Origin of the sequence: Methylomonas sp. HYX-M1 (assembly GCF_040741385.1) — a bacterium.
Classification (GTDB): domain Bacteria; phylum Pseudomonadota; class Gammaproteobacteria; order Methylococcales; family Methylomonadaceae; genus Methylomonas; species Methylomonas rhizoryzae.
Genome location: NZ_CP160405.1, coordinates 1,163,624 through 1,180,541, shown reverse-complemented (window position 1 = coordinate 1,180,541; position 16,918 = coordinate 1,163,624). Strand labels below are relative to the sequence as shown.

Below are 16,918 nucleotides of genomic sequence, written 5' to 3'. Positions count from 1 at the left end.
CGAAACAATCCCTTAATATTTTGTCTTGGCATTAAAAAAGGGGCTTAAAGCCCCCTTATTTGGCACGATTTCGGCTTTTACAAGATGGTAGACTTATTGCCCCGCGTTAATTCGCATATTTTTTGCTTTCTCCAAAAATGCCTCTCAAAACTTGAAAGACCAATCGAGTTAAACAAATCACCGTCCATTCCTGCCAGTTCGCAATAAACCTTTTCGATAGTATATTTTTTGGGTAATTTATCGCCTGCTTTAAAACCCATATCTTTCATCCACGCCATTAATACTTCCAACCTTTTATCAAATTCTGTTTTTAGGCTTTCTTTGCTCATTGATCGCTTTATCGTCGCCGGCACATCCATCCTTTCAAATTCGATAATCGAGTTTTTTTCTCGCTCCATTTTTTCGGCTTCCGCGTGCTCGGCCTCCAGTTGTTTCAAATGCTGCTCCTTCAACTCATCTGCCATTCTCGCATTAGCGATTTGCTGATACTCATACAATTTATCGCGAAGAAAAGACACCATTAATCCCCAAAAATCTTGTTATTCATAGGCTGTGAAAAACCTTGCCGCCGTCCAAATAGGCTTGATAAGCAGTTAAATCAAGTGAGCGATTTTCAGCAATACGCCAATAATCAAGGTCGTTTGCAGAAAACCGGCGCCGATAATCCAGCGGGTTAAGTCGGCCTTGGTTTCTGCTATTTGCCTGCCGGTTTCCGCGATTTGTTTGCTGGTTTCAGCTCTGAGCATTTCAATATCATGGCGTAGCGCAGTTTCAATCTCTTTCAAATCTCGCTTGGTGGCTACGTCGTCCAAATGGTAATCATGCCGTGCCTGCTCAAGAGTGCTGTCGGTAGCGCTACGCTGTAGCTCGGTTAACACTTGGGCTTGGTCGTCGCTAAAGCCTGCGGCTTTTAGGCGGTTGGCAAATTCCAGGGTGTCAAATGGGATGGTATTCATGTTGTACCTGTTGCTTATGGGGTTGTACCAAATATCCGGCTGTTCATCCGCTCGACTACGTTAGAAATATGGCCGTCCGATAGGTGGCTGTAACGCTTCACCATATCTAAGGTTTTATGGCCTAATACCGCCGCGATTTCGACCATGGACGCGCCGCCCATCGCTAAATATGACGCGGTGCAATGTCGCAGATCATGCCAACGAAAATTATTCACCTCGGCCCGCTTCAGGGCATTCAGCCAGGCTTTTTTGAGTTCAACCGGTTTGTTTGGGTGGGTAGGACTTGGAAACACTAACGCCGAATCCAGGCGCCTAACTTTGTTGAGTTTTTGCAGCTCGACCAGCGCTTGACTAGCCAGCGGCACCCGCCGCCGGTCGCCGTTTTTGGTTTCGTGCAAGATGATGCAGGATTCCGCTAGATTGACCACCCCCCAAGCGGTTTCGGTCGGCAGCGTTTCCGGCTCCCGCCAAAACAGGTTCATCGTTTCGCTTTGCCGCATCCCGGTCGAAATAGCCAGAACAAAGGCCGGATAAAGCAATGGGTTAGGCGACTCCTTACACGCGATAGTTAGCCGGTTTAGTTCGTCATCATCTAAAAAGCGCACGATTCCCCGCGGCAGGTCGGGCAATTTAACGCCGCCATCTTTCAGCGGGGATTGTTCCAACCAGTGCCATTCATTAACGCACCGCTTTAAAACATCCGTGACCACAACAAAATGCTTTTTGATGGTGGCCGCCGCCAGCGGTCGCCCCTTACGCCCGCCGGTGGTTGCTAAAGTGTTGCGACAGTCGGCAAAGGTGGCGGTTGATAGGTCCGCCATCACACAATGACCGATCTGTGAAGCCCACCATTCCGCAATAGGCCGCCGGTTGCGTTGTTCAACGTTGGTAAATTCGGTCGGCAGAATTTCGCGGATATAGCGTTCGATTGCGTCCGCGAAGGTGTGTTTTTTGGCGGCGGTGCTTTTGAAGTGGCGGCCTTCCCTAATGGCGCTTTCGGTCGAAGCGGCCCATTTTTTGGCGTCGGTCAGGCGTTTGAAGGTAGCAGTTTCGCGAGGGTGGCCTTTAAGCCGTATTTCAACTGTATAGCGCGGCTTGCCGTCTTTGTCGGCTCGTTCCGTGATGGTCGCCATATAAACCCCTTGGGGGCAATGGCGTTATAATTTGCGGTAGCCATTGCTTAACCCTGCTCGTTAAGTGAATCGGTTAGGGCTTGTTGGTGCTGGTAACACCATCGAGCCCGCTTTGTTTCTGGGGTTTGATTATAAATCTTTGTCGCACTTTTGTCGCACTACGCTATAAAAAACGTCGTTTTTACCCGGTAATGCTCGACAGCAGAATCTAAATAACTAATTGAATTTATTTAACTAGTTTAGTCGGTGATTACCGAGAGTTTTTACCAAAGTCGCACTCGTAACGCGAAGGTCGTAGGTTCGATTCCTATTGCCGGCACCATTAAAATCAAAGGGTTATAGCTAGTAAATAGTCTAAAACCAGCGCATAGCAGCTTTTCGTTCACAAATCATTCATAGTGAACAGGATAAAACGGCTATGGCAACCATCAGAAAGCTACCAAGTGGTTCTTGGCAAGTACAAGTTAGACGCAAGGGTGAAAGCCCAATAAGCAAATCATTTTCTAGTAAGTCTCTTGCTGAACAATGGGCAAGATCAATCGAATCTCAAATTGACCATGGGTGTTTAGAGGTGGTGCCGAAAAATTGAACAACCGATTAAGTGAAAGACCTGCTACTTTTGAACGTCCGTAAGGACAAAGCAATGGAGCAGAAGATGTCTAAAAAACCGCGAAGAAAACATTCACCGGCCTTCAAAGCCAAAGTCGCCCTGGCGGCCTTGGCGGGCGATAAAACCTTGGGGCAATTGACCCAGGAATTCGAGGTTCATCAAAATCAGATTGTCGATTGGAAGAAGCAGCTGAGCGAGCGGGCCGCCGAGGTGTTTGGGAAGCCCGCGGAGCCGGAATCGCCCCCCGTCGATCTGCAAGCCCTACACGCGAAAATCGGTCAACTGACATTGGAGAACGATTTTTTAGAAGGCGCGCTCACCAAGGCGGGATTGCTGAGCGCAAAGCGATGATCGACCGTCAATCCAAATTGCCGATTGGTCGGCAGGCCAAGCTATTAGGCATCAGTCGCGGCAGTGTGTACTACCTGCCCAAGCCGGTTCCGGAGCGCGAATTTGACATCATGCGCCGACTCGACGCACTGCACCTGAAACACCCATTCATGGGCGCTCGCCAGTTACGGGATCAGCTGAATCGGCAAGGCATCCCGATTGGCCGCAAGCATGTGAAAACCTTGATGGCGAAAATGGGCATCGAAGCCGTGTACTGCAAACCCAATACCAGCAAGAAGACGCCGGGGCATGAAATCTATCCCTACTTGCTGCGGGGCATGACCATCAACCGTGCCAATCAGGTCTGGGCGCTGGATACCACCTACATCCCGCTGGCCAAAGGATTCGCGTATTTAACGGCGGTCGTCGACTGGGCCACTCGCAAAGTCCTGGCCGCCAAGGTGGCGATTACGCTGGAAGCCTGTCATGCGGTGGACGTGCTGGAACAGGCTTTCAAGCGCTACGGCAAGCCGGATATCGTCAACACTGACCAAGGCAGCCAGTTTACCGCCAAGGCGTTTGTCGATGCCGTGAAAGGTCAGGGCTGTCTGCTCAGTATGGACGGTCGGGGTGCTTGGCGGGATAATGTCTTTGTTGAGCGCCTATGGCGATCGGTCAAATACGAGCGGGTTTACCTGCATGCCTACGATTCCGTCGGCCAAGCCCGCGCTTCAATCCTGGATTATTTCGAGTGGTACAACCACGAACGACCGCATTCCAGTTTGAAACGAAAAACGCCTCATCAGGCGTATAACGATGGGGTGCCAACCCTCAAGTTGGCCGCCTAAACCATGGCAGGGATTTCACTTTAAATCATCGATTTACTGTTCAAACCAATGGGGCCACTTCTGTTTTGTAGATCGTAGCGAAGCAGAAAGAACGACATCAGGCGAATTAATCGACCGCTATCTAGTTGAAGTTACACCCACTAAAAAAGGTAGCAAGCAAGAGGCTTATCGGTTAAGTAACTGTCAACAGTGATTCATGTGAAAAATCATCGTAATCGACGCGTTGTACAAACTAAGAGATTTCGATTTGCAATCGCCTGTTTGCAGATTAGACTAACGCATAAAATTATTCGTATAACATTCGGTTATCGCAACCTATCGCTCGCACTTCTCTCGCAGTGGAGGCACCCATGAAAGCAAGCTCAATACTGTTTCTAGGCTTACTGTCAATTGCCCATCAGTCCGCGTTGGCACTTGGCACCGATTTAAAACTAACAGTAATCGCCAGTCCGAGCGTGGTTAGCCAAGCCGATACGATAAATTTGTCGGTCAATGTGGACAACATTGGCAGCAAAGTGGCTAGGACCATAGTCGTTACCCAACAATTGCCGGATAACACGACCTTTCAATCCGCCTCGAAAGGCTGTCGTTTCGCCAGTAAAAGAGCCAAACGATTGAAAAAATTAACCTGCAGAACCAATCGCCTACGTCCGGGCGAAAGTAAAAACTGGACAGTCGCTTTGACCGGCAGCTCCCTAGGCGAATTCAGCAGCGTTTCGTCGGTCAAGTTTCATAAAAAGGATGCGGATACCAGCAACAACAGTGTAGAAACACAAATAGGAGTAGGGCCGGCCGGCAACAAAATACCTAGGGCGCATTCCTTAAGCTTTAACGCCGACCCAGCAGTTCCGTATTTACAGCCCCAACTGATCGGTGATGACGCGGACAACGATACGTTAAATTATGACTTAAGCGCCGACATCTCCGGGGTCGGTTACGACTTTGCTTATTTAAATCCGCAATCCGGGGTACTTTACGTCAGCATAGCCCCTAACTTTACCGGCCAAATCACTTTGCCTTATCGAGTCACCGACGGCAAAGTCTACAGCGCCACAGCCGATGTGCTGATAAACGTAGAACAAGGCAGCGACGACAAAGGCACCGGCGCTCAAGAGGTCGACGCTAAAACCTATTCGACCTTCGACCGCTCGCATTTGGCTTCTAACTTGTTAGGTGCCCCCGGCGCTCCGCCGACCGAGCCGGAAGCGGTGGATCTTAGCGGCGATTTCCCCACACCCGGCGACCAAGGCCAGCAAGGCAGTTGCGTCGCCTGGGCTACCGGTTACGCATTGAAAAGTTACCAAGAACAAGCCGAGATGAATTGGTCACTAAATACCAATACCCACTTGTTCAGCCCGGCTTTTATTTATAACCAAATCAACGGTGGTCAGGACAACGGTTCACAAATCTACGATGCGCTGGACTTGATCATCGAAAAAGGTGCGGCAACCCTGGACCGGATGCCGTATACCGACCAAGATTTTACCGCGACACCCAGCCAAGCCGCCTTCGAGCAAGCCTCGAAATTTAAAGCCTTAAAACGCAGTACCTTAAGCAATTTAAGCGATTTGAAGGGTGCACTGGCACAACGCAAGCCCGTCGTGTTGGGCATAGAGGTTTACGATCAATTTTATAACTTGAAAGGGGAAAACTCGGTCTACAACTCTACCGACGGCAACAATAACGGACCGCACGGCCGTCACGCCGTCACTGCGGTGGGTTACGACAACAACAAAGTCGGCGGAGCCGTGAAAGTGATCAATTCCTGGGGGACCGGCTGGGGCGATGGCGGCTTTTTCTGGATGCCTTACGATTTTTTCCCGCAAGTCACGTTCCAAATGTGGATTTTGGAAGACGGTCCGAACGGCGACGTCACACCCACGCCTGATCCCGTGCCTCCCGATAACGGCGATTTGCCGGATTTGCAAATCAAGAACTGGAGCGCCGACTTAGACTATAACATTGGCGGCCACGGTGAACTGGAATGGGAGGTTCTGAACGGCGGAACCGGCGAAGCACCCAGTGGGATCACCGTCAGCTTGCTGCTTTCAACCGATTCAATCATCAACGCCAACGACACTTACGTAGTCTACGAGGCGATACCGTTTAGCATGGACACGGGCGGCAGCGCATACCGCAGTATCGATGAAGGCAACGGTATCGAATTTCAGATTCCGCAAACTTTGGAGCCCGGGGATTATTACATGGCTCTACTGGTTGACGACCAAAACGATGTGCGCGAATCCGACGAAAACAATAATGTTTCGCCCGCAAGCGCAATTGTCAGCTTATCCAACAATTCGGCCGACCTGAGTATAGACACGTGGTATGCATCTTGGGACGACTACAGCGGCCTGGGCGAATTGACTTACGAAGTCAGCAACAACGGCGGCGCTACCGCCACAGCCGGCTGGAATATCAATCTGGTCCTAACCGATTCCGAATTCTTACCCGATAGCTCAGCCAACACTTACAAACTGGTAAGCGACCGCACCTCCTCTACTTTGGAGGCCGGCTACCTGTTTTATCGCGACGATAGCAACCCCTACCTCTTCGATCTCTACTTGGATGCGAACGGCAATTTTATTCCCAACGGCTATTACTACATGGCGCTGTGGATAGACGACGAAAATGTAGTGGCGGAATCCGACGAGCTAAACAACACGTCGTATTCCTGGGGTTATGTGTCGGTAAATTCGCTATTCGGTGCAGCGCAAAGCGGCGCAAGCAAAACCGCGAACGCAATCGCCGCAAAATCGACGGCAGCAGCTACCGCTAGCTCGGGCAGTCATAGCGCCTACAACGGTAAAAAACTGCCCGATAAATTCGCTAAAGCACGAAAAGTACGCATCGCCCAAACTGCCGACGGCAATCGCACCTTAACCTTTTTGGACACTAACAAAACCCAAAGCACCGAAGCACCTAAAATGCAACGCAACGCGCAACACTTGTTTAAAAAGCATGTCGATTCCGCCGACAAAGCCGTGTTCCCGGCAGCACAGCGTCAAGCGATGCCGGGAGCGGCGCAATGATCGCACTCACGTTGCCGCGGCCCTGTTCGATTGCGGCAGGATGTGTGTTATTGCTGTTATCGGCATGCTCGGCACCACCTTACGCTGCGCAGCCCGCGGCTGCGCAGCGCATGCCTAACCCGGCCGTCCAAAAATGTCTGGCAGACGGTTGGAAAACCGAAGCCGTGATGCGAAACGGCGTCCCTATCGATACTTGGTGCCTAAACCCCGATACCGGACAGCGTTGCTTGGCATGGGATTATTTTCGCGGACAGTGCAAACTGGACATTGCTCCGGCTAGCGGAGGCAAAGGGGAATAACACAAGTCCCCCGCTCGGTGAATGATTAAAGCCGCTGCCAAGAATGCACACCCTCGAAGACGCCATTTGGGTGCGGCGACCAGCTAAAAAAGAGCTTCATAGTAGTGGCATTAAGTAGGTGTTTTCGAGCGTTGTAACCGGACAAAAGACCCATCGGTTGACTATAGTTTTTCGCTGGAAATCGCCTATGGACGGCGGGTTAGTGTAGTTTTGTCTTTGACGTCGTTGTAGCGGGTTACGACTAGGGTTGATAAAGTCCCCGAGTCCGTTGTTAAAACGGATACAAAACCGCCGATCAAGACTTGGCAGTGCGGCCCCGGCGCGGCCGCGATGAGCGGAATGGACAAAGAGAACACCTTCGCGCCGTTACTTTCGCGTTCGCCGTCGTATTGCAAATTCAAGCTGCATTGCCAAGGCAAGCCATACTCAATGCTACCCGCAGCCTGACCCAAGCTGTCGTCTTGCTCTATGTTCAACGTGACAGAGACCGGTCTGTTCGTCTTGCCGGCTACCTGACCGGACCAAACTCCTACCATCGAATCCTTGCCGTAGGCCACCACAGCCGTCATTGCGCAGACTATGCCAATGGCGGCTATTTTGGGTTGACACTTGAATGTCGTCATCGCTTTCTCCTGTCGATGGTACCGTTTTATTGATGCTTATGGTTCGCAAAGCCAATTAGGAAGACTCGCACTACCCCAAGCATTGCGTATTGACGCCGCGAAGTCGCCGGCCCAGCTTGCCAACCAGACACTGTCTTTCAAGAAAAAAAGTCCGCAGGCCAACGCTACCGCCAACAAGCTATAGCCTAGCAAATCGAGATTTAAAGGCCGAGACGGCGTAATCTTGTTGTCAGCCATAATCGCACGTAGGCATTGCTCGTCTTGCTCCGACAACTGAAAAGCAAACTCATCGTTTTTAGCCATTTAGAGGGCCCGTTTGCAACATCCCATCCGCTTAACCTTCCAATTCCGACGCAATTCGCGCCCCATCGACGGTTTTAAACAAAACCCCGTCCAAATACACTTCTACCCGGCCGGGCTGGTCGCCGATTAACATCACTTTAATTTTGCGTTGCCCGCCTTTACTCCAAAAGCGGCGCCTTTTTATCACCACCATTAACGCTCCCCGACCGCTGTTGGATTTAGTGCGGTTTTCGACGATGTCGGCCGCAAACTCCAAACTAACTTCGGTCACTTTATGCCGGGTAGGCGGCAGCAAAGACAGCAGGGGCAGTTCCATAGCCTCGCCGTCCGCGGCATTAGCATCGGCTATTTCAACCTTCCAATTAATCGCTTTTAATTGGCCGTCCGCTTGCAAGTCGAAATAGCGCCTGACCAAACTCTCGTGTTTTTTTTGCAAAGCCGCTTGCGCCAAGCCAACTTCACGTTGCAAGCCGCGCAAAAAATCGTCGAAGGTCGCGACCGCTTGTTTCAAGACCCGTTATCCTCGGCAACCGATTGCATTACTGAGTGTCCTCCAACCAATAAGGTTTACGCGAGAAACCGACGTGATAGATCAAACATTGCAGTACCACCTGATGTTCGCCGATATTCAGAATGCTGAAGGTTTTCTCTATGCCGATGATGCGCCCCTTGGGCGGCTCGCTTAAACAGCGGTTTAACAAGGCAGCCGCCTGTTGAATTTCAGCTTCGGATTGCATACGCTCCGGATCGTTGTTACCGACAACGATACGTTTTACGAAACTGACATCAGTTAGATCGAACATGAACGCTAACGTTAAACCTATTGATCGCAAAACTTGTAACCGCAGGCCCCGGAAACCGAGCGAGGCCGGCGATAGGCTGGCCTCCAAAGAACCGTCAACCCGTCGTCCGAACCTTATCCATTCGGAGTCGCCGGTTGTTGGACATTGCGGTTAGCCTGATTATTAGCGGGCGTACCATTGTTTGCCGGTGCCGGCAATACCGACTTAGGCGCTATCGACGCATTCATCATGTCCAATACTCTGGATAATCCTTCCGGCATGCCGCTGTCTTTCGCGTGAACTTCCACATGGTATTTCGCGGAACTATCCGTGGAACGGGCTTGTTCTTTCGCGGAAGAAATCGAACCGCTGATTTTTACCGAGGCTTTAAACGGCCCCCAGCCTACCGACGCCTCGGCTTCCAACGTTCCGGACCTGGAATCGGTCTCTTTAGAGCTTTCCGAGCTTTTTACTTCCATGTCGAAAGTAATGTCGACGCTGGTAATACTCAATGACGGAATTTTAACTATCGCCAGCAAAGGCACTTCCAATTCCACCGTTTCGGTCGGTACCAAGCCGTTGTCACCCGGCGTCGCCGCTCCCACCGGACGGTTGTATTTGAATTTCGCCGTGCGAATGTCGCCGTAAGGGTCGTTCTGGTCTAACTGACCGTTCGTGTATTTGGGTAAAAAACCGACGGTTTTAATAAACGACGCTGTCGCGTTGGCCAAGGTGACCTGTGCGTCGCTCGCGGCAATCAGCGGACCGCCTATCAAATCCGCCATTGGTAAACCTCTAAACTGATCTGCTACTGCCATGACTACACCTCTTGTGTGATTTCCGGGACTAAATTAATTTGTTGAGCCGCTGAATCAGCCTTGCCATGCCTTCGGTAGGCTCCTGCGCTTCGACTTTGAGCGACAAACGCGCCATTTTTTTACTGCCCGCCGCTCGCCAGTCCACACCTATCGATTTGGAAGGTTTCAAATTGTGCCAAGTCTGATTTTCACCTTCCTGAGCGGAAGGCGGATGTTGGACATCTTCCGGATCGCCCACATCGGATAAATCCACGTCGAACTCCACGTCCATCGCTTTGATTGACAGCGTGGAACAGCCCACCAAAGCCAATAACGGTATGCTGATGTCGACTTCGTCTTCTTCATCCGCACCGACGGACAAATCCGGCAGCTTTATATTGACGGAAATCGGCCGATTGGATTTCGCATCGAAATATTGAGCCAACTTGGCTATATGATGCTGTTCTATACGATCTTGCGCGGAAATTACCGAACCGGCCAATGCTTCGATTAAATCCTTGAGCGAAACCGCGTCGGCCATAGAGGTTTACCTAAAGAATTGACTGTGAAATTAGACTTGGGCAAGCCACTCGCCGGCATGGGATAATGTGAAGCGCTTATCATCCTTGCATCGGGACAGAGCATAGACCTAGAGTCACGGAATTACAAACTAACAGCCATTATGCGGTTCATAGCCATGAAATCCGCTTAATAAAAAAACCGGGCAGCGCGAGCCGTCGCGCCGCCGAATCGCAGGGTGCTGTAACTTAATGTTAAGAACAAAAGCTAGGCCGAGAAAATTGCAACAGGCAGTTCACGTCTATCCGGATTCGCAACTCACGCCGGCTTTTGCAATTTTTTTAAAATGCTTTTAGCGATGGCGGCAACGAATTCGTCGGGATTTTCGTAATCCTGCTGGCGGATGAACTGCACGGCAGCTTGCACGATTTGCTTGGTTCCGGCAATTTCCTGATGCGAGCGCCCGCAACCTTCGCAATGGCTACCTTCTTTCGTGCACTGGTCTATGCAAGGATGAAATTTCATATCTCAATGGCGTTAAAATGCTGATCTAGGCTAATTAATGCTGGCATCCGCCGCTATGAATGTGGCCATGCGCCCACTCTTCAGCCGTTGCCGGCCGAACGTCGATCACTTCTACGGCAAAATTCAGCGTCTCGCCGGCCAAAGGATGATTACCGTCAATCGTTACGTCGTCGCCGTTAATTTCGGTTACGGTAATCACGCCGCTTCCGTAATTGACGTCCGCATGAAACTGCATGCCTACTTCCACGTCCATGCCTTCGAACATTTTGATGGAGACCACTTGGGTCATTTCCGGTACCACTTCGCCGTACGCTTCCGCAGGTGGAATGCTGACATCGAAAACATCGCCTATGGTTTTACCGGTCAAGGCATTTTCCAATCCGGCAATGATATTGCCCGCGCCGTGCAAATACACTAGCGGCTCGGCACCTCTCGAACTATCCAGCGCCTCGCCGTCGACGTTTGTTAGAGTATAATGGATGGAAACAGCCGTTTTATCAGTAATTTGCATGAGCTTTGTCCGCTAGATTCAAAACCCCATTATAACCGCATCACGGAACCGCATGTCACGTTGGAGACCGCCCAAACCGAAATCCTCGCCTTACATCACCGCTGAAGGCTATAAAAAGCTGGAAACCGAATTGCAAGCCCTGTGGGAACGGCGCAAGCACGTGACCGCCGCACTCGCCGCAGCCGCTGCGGAAGGCGACCGTTCGGAAAATGCCGAGTACATTTACCGCAAAAAAGAGCTCCGAGAAATCGACCGCCGCATTCATTATTTGCAAAAACGCCTACCTTCGCTAACCGTCGTTGCCGAGAAACCCGGCAATCAACAGCAGGTGTTTTTCGGTGCCTGGGTCACGTTAGAAACCATGGATGGCGAAGAAATCACCTATCGCATCGTAGGTGCCGACGAAATCGACACATCCGGAGGCTTGATCAGCTTAGATTCGCCATTGGCGCGTGCATTATTGAAGAAAACCTTGGACGACGAAATCGTAATAGGTGTTGGAGCACAACAAACCCGGTATTATTTGATAGATATACGCTATTAATTTTCCAGCAAGGCACAGCCGCGCCAAACCCGCTTTAGCCGGATGCCCTGTAATGCAAAATCTTGGTGCTGCAACCTAAGTGAATTGCAAGCGTTTTTCAACATTGCATTGCTCTCCGATCATGCTGAATCACCTTTTCGTATACGGCACGTTACGCCGCGCAAACGACGGCAGCTTACATCCTTACCTGCGCCGGGATAGCGAATTCATGGCAGAAGCAACCGTACCCGGCAACCTCTACGATTTAGGCGCTTACCCGGGTTGGGTTTGCGCTATTAATAAGCATGACCAAGCCAAAGTCCGTGGTGAAGTCTACCGTTTGTTGCATCCTCAACCCACTTTTGCGTTATTGGACACATACGAAGAATGCACGCCGCGCCATCCGCAACCGCATGAATATGAACGCTGTCGAAAAATAGCCCGCTTAGCCGACGGGACTGATCTGGAAGTTTGGATTTACCGATATTGCTTGAAAACCGACAACCTTAAACGCATCGTAAGCGGAGATTATGCTTCAATGTTACCGGCCAGCCATTGAACTTACCCTTCTAGCGCATTTCGATAACCACCCGCAAAGTCTGCAATGATTACCATCATCCAACGCGTAACCGAAGCCAAAGTGACCGTAGACGGTATCGATATCGGCGTCATAGGCCGCGGCATTATGGGTTTGGTCGCAGTGGAAAAGTTCGACGACAAGACACAAGCGGACAGACTATTGGAACGAATACTCAACTACCGCATTTTTCCCGATAACGCCGGAAAAATGAACTTGAGCTTGCGTGACATCCAAGGCGCTTTACTGTTGGTTCCCCAATTTACGTTAGCCGCCGATACGCAAAAAGGTAATCGTCCCAGCTTTGCCTCAGCTGCACCGCCCGAGAAAGGGCAGCAATTGTTTGCTTACTTGCAACAGCGCGCTGCAGTGGTCCATCCATCAACGCAATTCGGACGTTTCGGAGCGGATATGCAAGTTTCGCTGATCAACGACGGACCGGTAACCTTCACATTACGTCACAGTTAAAAATCTCTGGACAAAAAAATCAAGCTCTGTATAATGACCAGTCTCAACTACGGGGCCATAGCTCAGCTGGGAGAGCGCTTGCATGGCATGCAAGAGGTCAGCGGTTCGATCCCGCTTGGCTCCACCAAGTAGTTAATTTGATAACTTATAGTCCTGTCCCCATCGTCTAGTGGCCTAGGACACCGCCCTTTCACGGCGGTAACCGGGGTTCGAACCCCCGTGGGGACGCCAACATTGGCTAGAAATTATCCACTGCACTTCAAACATCACTAGTCCCCATCGTCTAGTGGCCTAGGACACCGCCCTTTCACGGCGGTAACCGGGGTTCGAACCCCCGTGGGGACGCCAACATTCCGCCATCGCTTTGCAGCACAATCGCCAAAGCGCTGTCATCTATGCCCTCATCCATCGCATGAGTACGGCGTTATGGTAAGCATCCTGCAAGCCTTTTTCTAACGCGCTTGACTGCTCGTCCAAGTTTCAGCAGAGCGGCTGGATGACTTCTCTCCGATTCCAACAAAAATCCCCGCTTTTGCAATGCGCCCCGACAAAAATGTAGAAGCGCGATCTAAGCACCACCTCTGCAGAAGCCTCCTTATTGAACGGCTTTCAAAGATAATAAATAAGCATCACCGTCCTGAAATGCCGGCAAACTCAGGGTTACGGTGGAATTAGTGACCGGCAAGTTTTCGTTACTAACGGGTATTGGGGCCACCAATTCCTGGGTAGGTTGCAAGGTTCTCGGGATACGCTTTACCGTATAACTTACCGAATTCAAATGGTAAGGAAAGTTTTCTATCACCAAAGTAACATTCTCCGCGGCACCGAATACCTGCTTGCCGGAAAACCTGCCAACCAACACACTCAACTCTTGCTTGGCGTCGTTTTTACCTGCCATTGCTACAACGCTTGGCGTATCGGTGACGCTACGCAAGCGCATTGACGGTAAATTTGCATAGCTTTGATGCACCCAGTATAACGGGGTGGTGGCAGTGTTCTTGGTAAACAACCAATCCAATCCCGCTTGGCAGCCCTGCCCCCAACAGGCGCGAGTTGCCCAATTCAGATTAGCCGCTTCCAAATAATACAACCAGCCTACCGCCCAACCGGCTATCGGCGCATCCAACGGCCCTGAATACTCGTTAACGTGCATTTCCGGCATACCTAGACTTGGATGCTTGGCGAAAAACTGCCTGATCACCTCGGCCTGGGCCGGCAATTGTTCCGGATGATTGAATTCATGCCAGGATATTGCATCGAATTTCAGGTTTTGTTCGGCAACGTAGTTCAAAAAGTGGCCGAAAAATGAATCACCACACGCCCCTTTGCTATTAATGTCGCTGACACTAGGACCGACGATTTTGGCCGATGAATCCACCGAGCGTATCGCTTCAAACGTCCGCTTGAAGGTTTCCATAGCCTGAGCACAAGAACCCGACCACATCGCAGTGGTATCGGGCTCGCTCCAAACGTCCCAATAATCGATGTTCAGATTGTGCTGTTTATACAGCGATACCAGATCGCGCACCAATTGTTGGTAAGCATTCCAATTCTCCCAGGGTTTTAACGCTTGGTAGCTGCCTTTTATCACCGCCAATTGATCGCTAACCACCAAAGTAATCTTTTGATTCGGATTTACTTTTTTGGCGAGGATATGGTTCAACCCGGCTTTGTCGGTCATACCGATTCGCCAAAACTTGGGGCGTAACTCATTCATCATGACCATGTTGACCCGCTTTTCGTCGTAACTTACATCGTCGAAACCATGCAAGAAACCCTGCACATTGGGCAAATGCGTCATGGCTTGGTCACCTTTTATCGTAATATTGGCCGCTACAACCGATGACCCATACAGTGAAATCAAGACTGCTAAAGCTGAAACAAGCACGCGACCCTTAAGCCCGACTATCCCGTTGCCACAATCATTACGGCGTAACTGATTTCCGAAAGGTATTTTTATTGTTTTCATCTCAATTTCTCGCCTAGAAATAACTTAGAAATGCAGCAATCACGCAGTTAACTGCCGATAGACAGCTTCGTATTGCTGCGCCATGTGGGACAAAGAAAAATGCTCGACGACTCGGCGGTGCCCGTTATTGCCTAATTGCGCGGCCCAGTCGGGAGAATTCAATATTTTTAGCAACGCCAGAGAGATTGCCGCCGGATCTCGGGACGGAATCAAAATACCGGTCTCACCGTCAGCCACCACTTCGGGTATCCCTTGCACTGCAGACGCCACCACCGGCTTGTAATGCACCATCGCTTCCAACAAAACCAATCCGAAAGGTTCGGAAAGTGCCGGATGACATAACACATCGAACGAATCGATCAATTGCTTGGCATCGTCTCGCCAACCCAAAAATAAGACCGACTCCGTTACGCCTAAACTTTCGCTCAAGGCTCGCAGCGAATCCAACAGCGGCCCGGCACCTATGATCAAAAACCGACAATCCGGTAACTGCCGTACCACTTCGGGAACCGCTTGCAACAAATATTCGATACCTTTGCGCTCTTCCAGCAACCCTATCGTGCCTATCAATTTGACGTTGCCTGCCAAACCCAATTCTTTTCTTAAGTCCTTGACCTCGCCTTGCGGCTCTTCACTGTATATCGGGATTCCGTGATGAATCACAGTCATGCGCCCCCGCCCGATGCCTTTATCCAAGTAACGCTGTGCTATATGCCGGGAGACCGCTATATAGCGATCCGTCACTCTATCCAACACAAGATCGAATCCCCGAATGACCGCGCGAATCGGTAAAGCCAGACGGTCTACGGTAGGCGTGCCGTGCAACGAATAAATCAGATGGGCCCGACTAAATAAAGCGGCGGCAATACGTCCCAATATGCCTACCTCATTACCACCATGCACGTGGATAATATCGAAGCGCTCTTTACGCAAAAACCGACATAAATCGAAAAACCCCAAAACGTTTTTGGCTTTTAACCAACGCTCGAAACGCAACACCACCACTCTATAGCCGGTTTTCTGAAACTCTTGGTCTAACGGGTAACCGGGACCGAAGGCGATAACCAGTTCGTAACGGCTGGCATCCAACTGCTCCAGCAAAGTTAACACCGACTGGCCGAGCCCACCCGCCGTAGAGGTTAAAAGATGAAGGATACGAATCTTTCGAGTTGAATTATTGGAGGAATGCACGGTAGTGACGAAGGACTGTTGTTGAATGGGCCCGGCAAATTATCTCCGGCTTAAAACCGCAGATTTGCAGAACTGTTGGCAAAAAGACGATGAACGCACGGCGCTTATATCCAAATCAGAAGTTACGGGTTTGATCCGAACACGTGCGCTTAGTTTAAACGGAGCGAAAATTCAGCCGGATATTCTATCCCGAAATTAACGCCGGACTCGCGCTACGAAACCGGCTTTCCCGTAGTCCGAATGCACATTGAGAATAACGATGGTGTCGAATACCAGGCTATCCGATCAAATACGGATTGGTTTGACGTTAGCTCCGCAGCCTGATTCACTCATATAAGCGCTCGACAAATGCCTTAAACCATAAAGGCTTGAATAGAAAAATATACAAAAACAGCAATGCCGAGACTGGAAAAGGACTAAAGTCCAACGTCATCATGACCAGAATGACGCACAACCATTTAAGCTTCCACAACACGGACAGGCGTCTCATCAGCCGTCACCTTCAGATAACAACTTAGCGATAATGGCAGTACCGATCGTTGAGATAACGGCATCTGATCGATCTCCGGTTTTTCCAATCTAAGCCAACACACGTTGCCAACGGTTTATTTGCACGAGCAGGCATCCCGGCAATGGTTTTCATAAAGCATGTCCCCTCGCTCCACAAATTCCATTCGATCCTGCGAACGCGCAGGACCGACCGCACAATAAACCGCGCTCACAGCAAGGTATAAAAATCCCATCATTTCGCCCACCTATGCCGGTTATGCAAAATTACACAATAAATGCGTCGGCAAGCGCAAGTTGCATTACCTACCTTAGACAAATCACTACTTTCCGGATAATTAATCGTCAATTTGGGGAAGTTCTGGACAAAATTCCACAATTTAGGCAGAATTCCCGTTTTAAAAATCCTCCATTG

General features: G+C 50.4%; 20 protein-coding genes and 3 tRNA genes. 9 read left to right on the top strand and 14 right to left on the bottom strand.

Annotated elements, in window-relative coordinates; genetic code table 11:
• Positions 1–77: 77 nt before the first annotated feature.
• From AB0A83_RS05525 to AB0A83_RS05515, 3 genes are all read right to left on the bottom strand, one after another.
• Positions 78–518, bottom strand: coding sequence for a hypothetical protein (locus AB0A83_RS05525; protein ID WP_367155625.1), 441 nt, complete (start codon positions 516–518; stop codon positions 78–80).
• 75 nt (positions 519–593) lie between these two features.
• Complete coding sequence (locus AB0A83_RS05520; RefSeq protein WP_367155624.1) at positions 594–956, bottom strand: DUF1640 domain-containing protein; 363 nt, start codon at positions 954–956, stop codon at positions 594–596.
• 14 nt (positions 957–970) lie between these two features.
• Positions 971–2,089: a tyrosine-type recombinase/integrase gene (locus AB0A83_RS05515; RefSeq protein WP_367155623.1), complete on the bottom strand. Its 1,119-nt coding sequence runs from the start codon at positions 2,087–2,089 to the stop codon at positions 971–973.
• A gap of 655 nt (positions 2,090–2,744) precedes the next feature.
• Between AB0A83_RS05515 and AB0A83_RS05510 the strand changes: the two genes are divergently transcribed.
• From AB0A83_RS05510 to AB0A83_RS05500, 3 genes are all read left to right on the top strand, one after another.
• A protein-coding gene (locus tag AB0A83_RS05510; RefSeq protein ID WP_367155190.1) for an IS3 family transposase occupies positions 2,745–3,877 on the top strand; the annotation gives its coding sequence in 2 pieces (ribosomal slippage) (positions 2,745–3,006 and positions 3,006–3,877; 1,134 coding nt in all).
• A gap of 350 nt (positions 3,878–4,227) precedes the next feature.
• A complete protein-coding gene (locus AB0A83_RS05505) occupies positions 4,228–6,909 on the top strand; it encodes a C1 family peptidase (RefSeq protein WP_367155621.1) in 2,682 nt (893 codons plus the stop codon).
• Positions 6,906–7,208 carry a hypothetical protein gene (locus tag AB0A83_RS05500; protein WP_150047315.1) on the top strand — a complete coding sequence of 101 codons (303 nt, stop codon included), beginning with the start codon at positions 6,906–6,908 and terminating at the stop codon, positions 7,206–7,208. Before AB0A83_RS05505 ends, AB0A83_RS05500 begins: the two co-directional genes overlap by 4 nt.
• A gap of 185 nt (positions 7,209–7,393) precedes the next feature.
• On the opposite strand, the gene AB0A83_RS05495 is transcribed toward AB0A83_RS05500, so the two are convergent.
• The 8 genes from AB0A83_RS05495 to AB0A83_RS05460 form a co-directional block, all read right to left on the bottom strand.
• Positions 7,394–7,831 carry a hypothetical protein gene (locus AB0A83_RS05495; protein ID WP_150047314.1) on the bottom strand — a complete coding sequence of 146 codons (438 nt, stop codon included), beginning with the start codon at positions 7,829–7,831 and terminating at the stop codon, positions 7,394–7,396.
• A 36-nt stretch (positions 7,832–7,867) separates the two neighbouring features.
• Positions 7,868–8,134 (bottom strand): hypothetical protein, encoded by a 267-nt coding sequence (locus AB0A83_RS05490; protein WP_367155619.1) that lies wholly within the window; start codon positions 8,132–8,134, stop codon positions 7,868–7,870.
• Between the two features lie 31 nt (positions 8,135–8,165).
• The gene (locus AB0A83_RS05485; RefSeq protein WP_367155618.1) at positions 8,166–8,645 is read right to left on the bottom strand and encodes a DUF2589 domain-containing protein; all 480 of its coding nucleotides are present in this window, start codon (positions 8,643–8,645) and stop codon (positions 8,166–8,168) included.
• Between the two features lie 28 nt (positions 8,646–8,673).
• On the bottom strand, positions 8,674–8,937 hold the full coding sequence (locus tag AB0A83_RS05480; RefSeq protein WP_150047312.1) for a hypothetical protein: 264 nt from the start codon (positions 8,935–8,937) through the stop codon (positions 8,674–8,676).
• Between the two features lie 113 nt (positions 8,938–9,050).
• Positions 9,051–9,734, bottom strand: a complete 684-nt coding sequence (locus AB0A83_RS05475) for a DUF2589 domain-containing protein (protein ID WP_150047311.1) — start codon at positions 9,732–9,734, stop codon at positions 9,051–9,053.
• 28 nt (positions 9,735–9,762) lie between these two features.
• Entirely contained in the window at positions 9,763–10,254 is a 492-nt protein-coding gene (locus tag AB0A83_RS05470; protein ID WP_367155616.1) for a DUF2589 domain-containing protein, read from the bottom strand.
• Positions 10,255–10,550: 296 nt separating this feature from the next.
• Positions 10,551–10,757, bottom strand: a complete 207-nt coding sequence (locus AB0A83_RS05465) for a DUF1289 domain-containing protein (protein ID WP_367155615.1) — start codon at positions 10,755–10,757, stop codon at positions 10,551–10,553.
• 34 nt (positions 10,758–10,791) lie between these two features.
• Positions 10,792–11,268 carry a peptidylprolyl isomerase gene (locus AB0A83_RS05460; protein WP_150047308.1) on the bottom strand — a complete coding sequence of 159 codons (477 nt, stop codon included), beginning with the start codon at positions 11,266–11,268 and terminating at the stop codon, positions 10,792–10,794.
• Positions 11,269–11,320: 52 nt separating this feature from the next.
• Between AB0A83_RS05460 and greB the strand changes: the two genes are divergently transcribed.
• From greB to AB0A83_RS05430, 6 genes are all read left to right on the top strand, one after another.
• Positions 11,321–11,812 (top strand): transcription elongation factor GreB, encoded by a 492-nt coding sequence (greB, locus tag AB0A83_RS05455; protein WP_150047307.1) that lies wholly within the window; start codon positions 11,321–11,323, stop codon positions 11,810–11,812.
• A 121-nt stretch (positions 11,813–11,933) separates the two neighbouring features.
• Complete coding sequence (locus AB0A83_RS05450; RefSeq protein WP_150047306.1) at positions 11,934–12,350, top strand: gamma-glutamylcyclotransferase; 417 nt, start codon at positions 11,934–11,936, stop codon at positions 12,348–12,350.
• Between the two features lie 45 nt (positions 12,351–12,395).
• Positions 12,396–12,836 carry a D-aminoacyl-tRNA deacylase gene (gene dtd / locus AB0A83_RS05445; RefSeq protein WP_150047305.1) on the top strand — a complete coding sequence of 147 codons (441 nt, stop codon included), beginning with the start codon at positions 12,396–12,398 and terminating at the stop codon, positions 12,834–12,836.
• A gap of 51 nt (positions 12,837–12,887) precedes the next feature.
• A tRNA-Ala gene (locus tag AB0A83_RS05440) sits at positions 12,888–12,963 on the top strand.
• 28 nt (positions 12,964–12,991) lie between these two features.
• Positions 12,992–13,067: transfer RNA gene (locus AB0A83_RS05435), tRNA-Glu, on the top strand.
• 41 nt (positions 13,068–13,108) lie between these two features.
• A tRNA-Glu gene (locus AB0A83_RS05430) sits at positions 13,109–13,184 on the top strand.
• 247 nt (positions 13,185–13,431) lie between these two features.
• Here AB0A83_RS05430 and AB0A83_RS05425 read toward each other — a convergent pair.
• The 3 genes from AB0A83_RS05425 to AB0A83_RS05415 all read right to left on the bottom strand — a co-directional run bounded on the left by AB0A83_RS05425 (position 13,432) and on the right by AB0A83_RS05415 (position 16,486).
• Complete coding sequence (locus AB0A83_RS05425; protein ID WP_190303257.1) at positions 13,432–14,637, bottom strand: hypothetical protein; 1,206 nt, start codon at positions 14,635–14,637, stop codon at positions 13,432–13,434.
• 207 nt (positions 14,638–14,844) lie between these two features.
• Complete coding sequence (locus AB0A83_RS05420) at positions 14,845–15,996, bottom strand: glycosyltransferase family 4 protein (protein ID WP_269473496.1); 1,152 nt, start codon at positions 15,994–15,996, stop codon at positions 14,845–14,847.
• Positions 15,997–16,321: 325 nt separating this feature from the next.
• The gene (locus AB0A83_RS05415; RefSeq protein ID WP_190303255.1) at positions 16,322–16,486 is read right to left on the bottom strand and encodes a hypothetical protein; all 165 of its coding nucleotides are present in this window, start codon (positions 16,484–16,486) and stop codon (positions 16,322–16,324) included.
• Positions 16,487–16,918 lie beyond the last annotated feature (432 nt).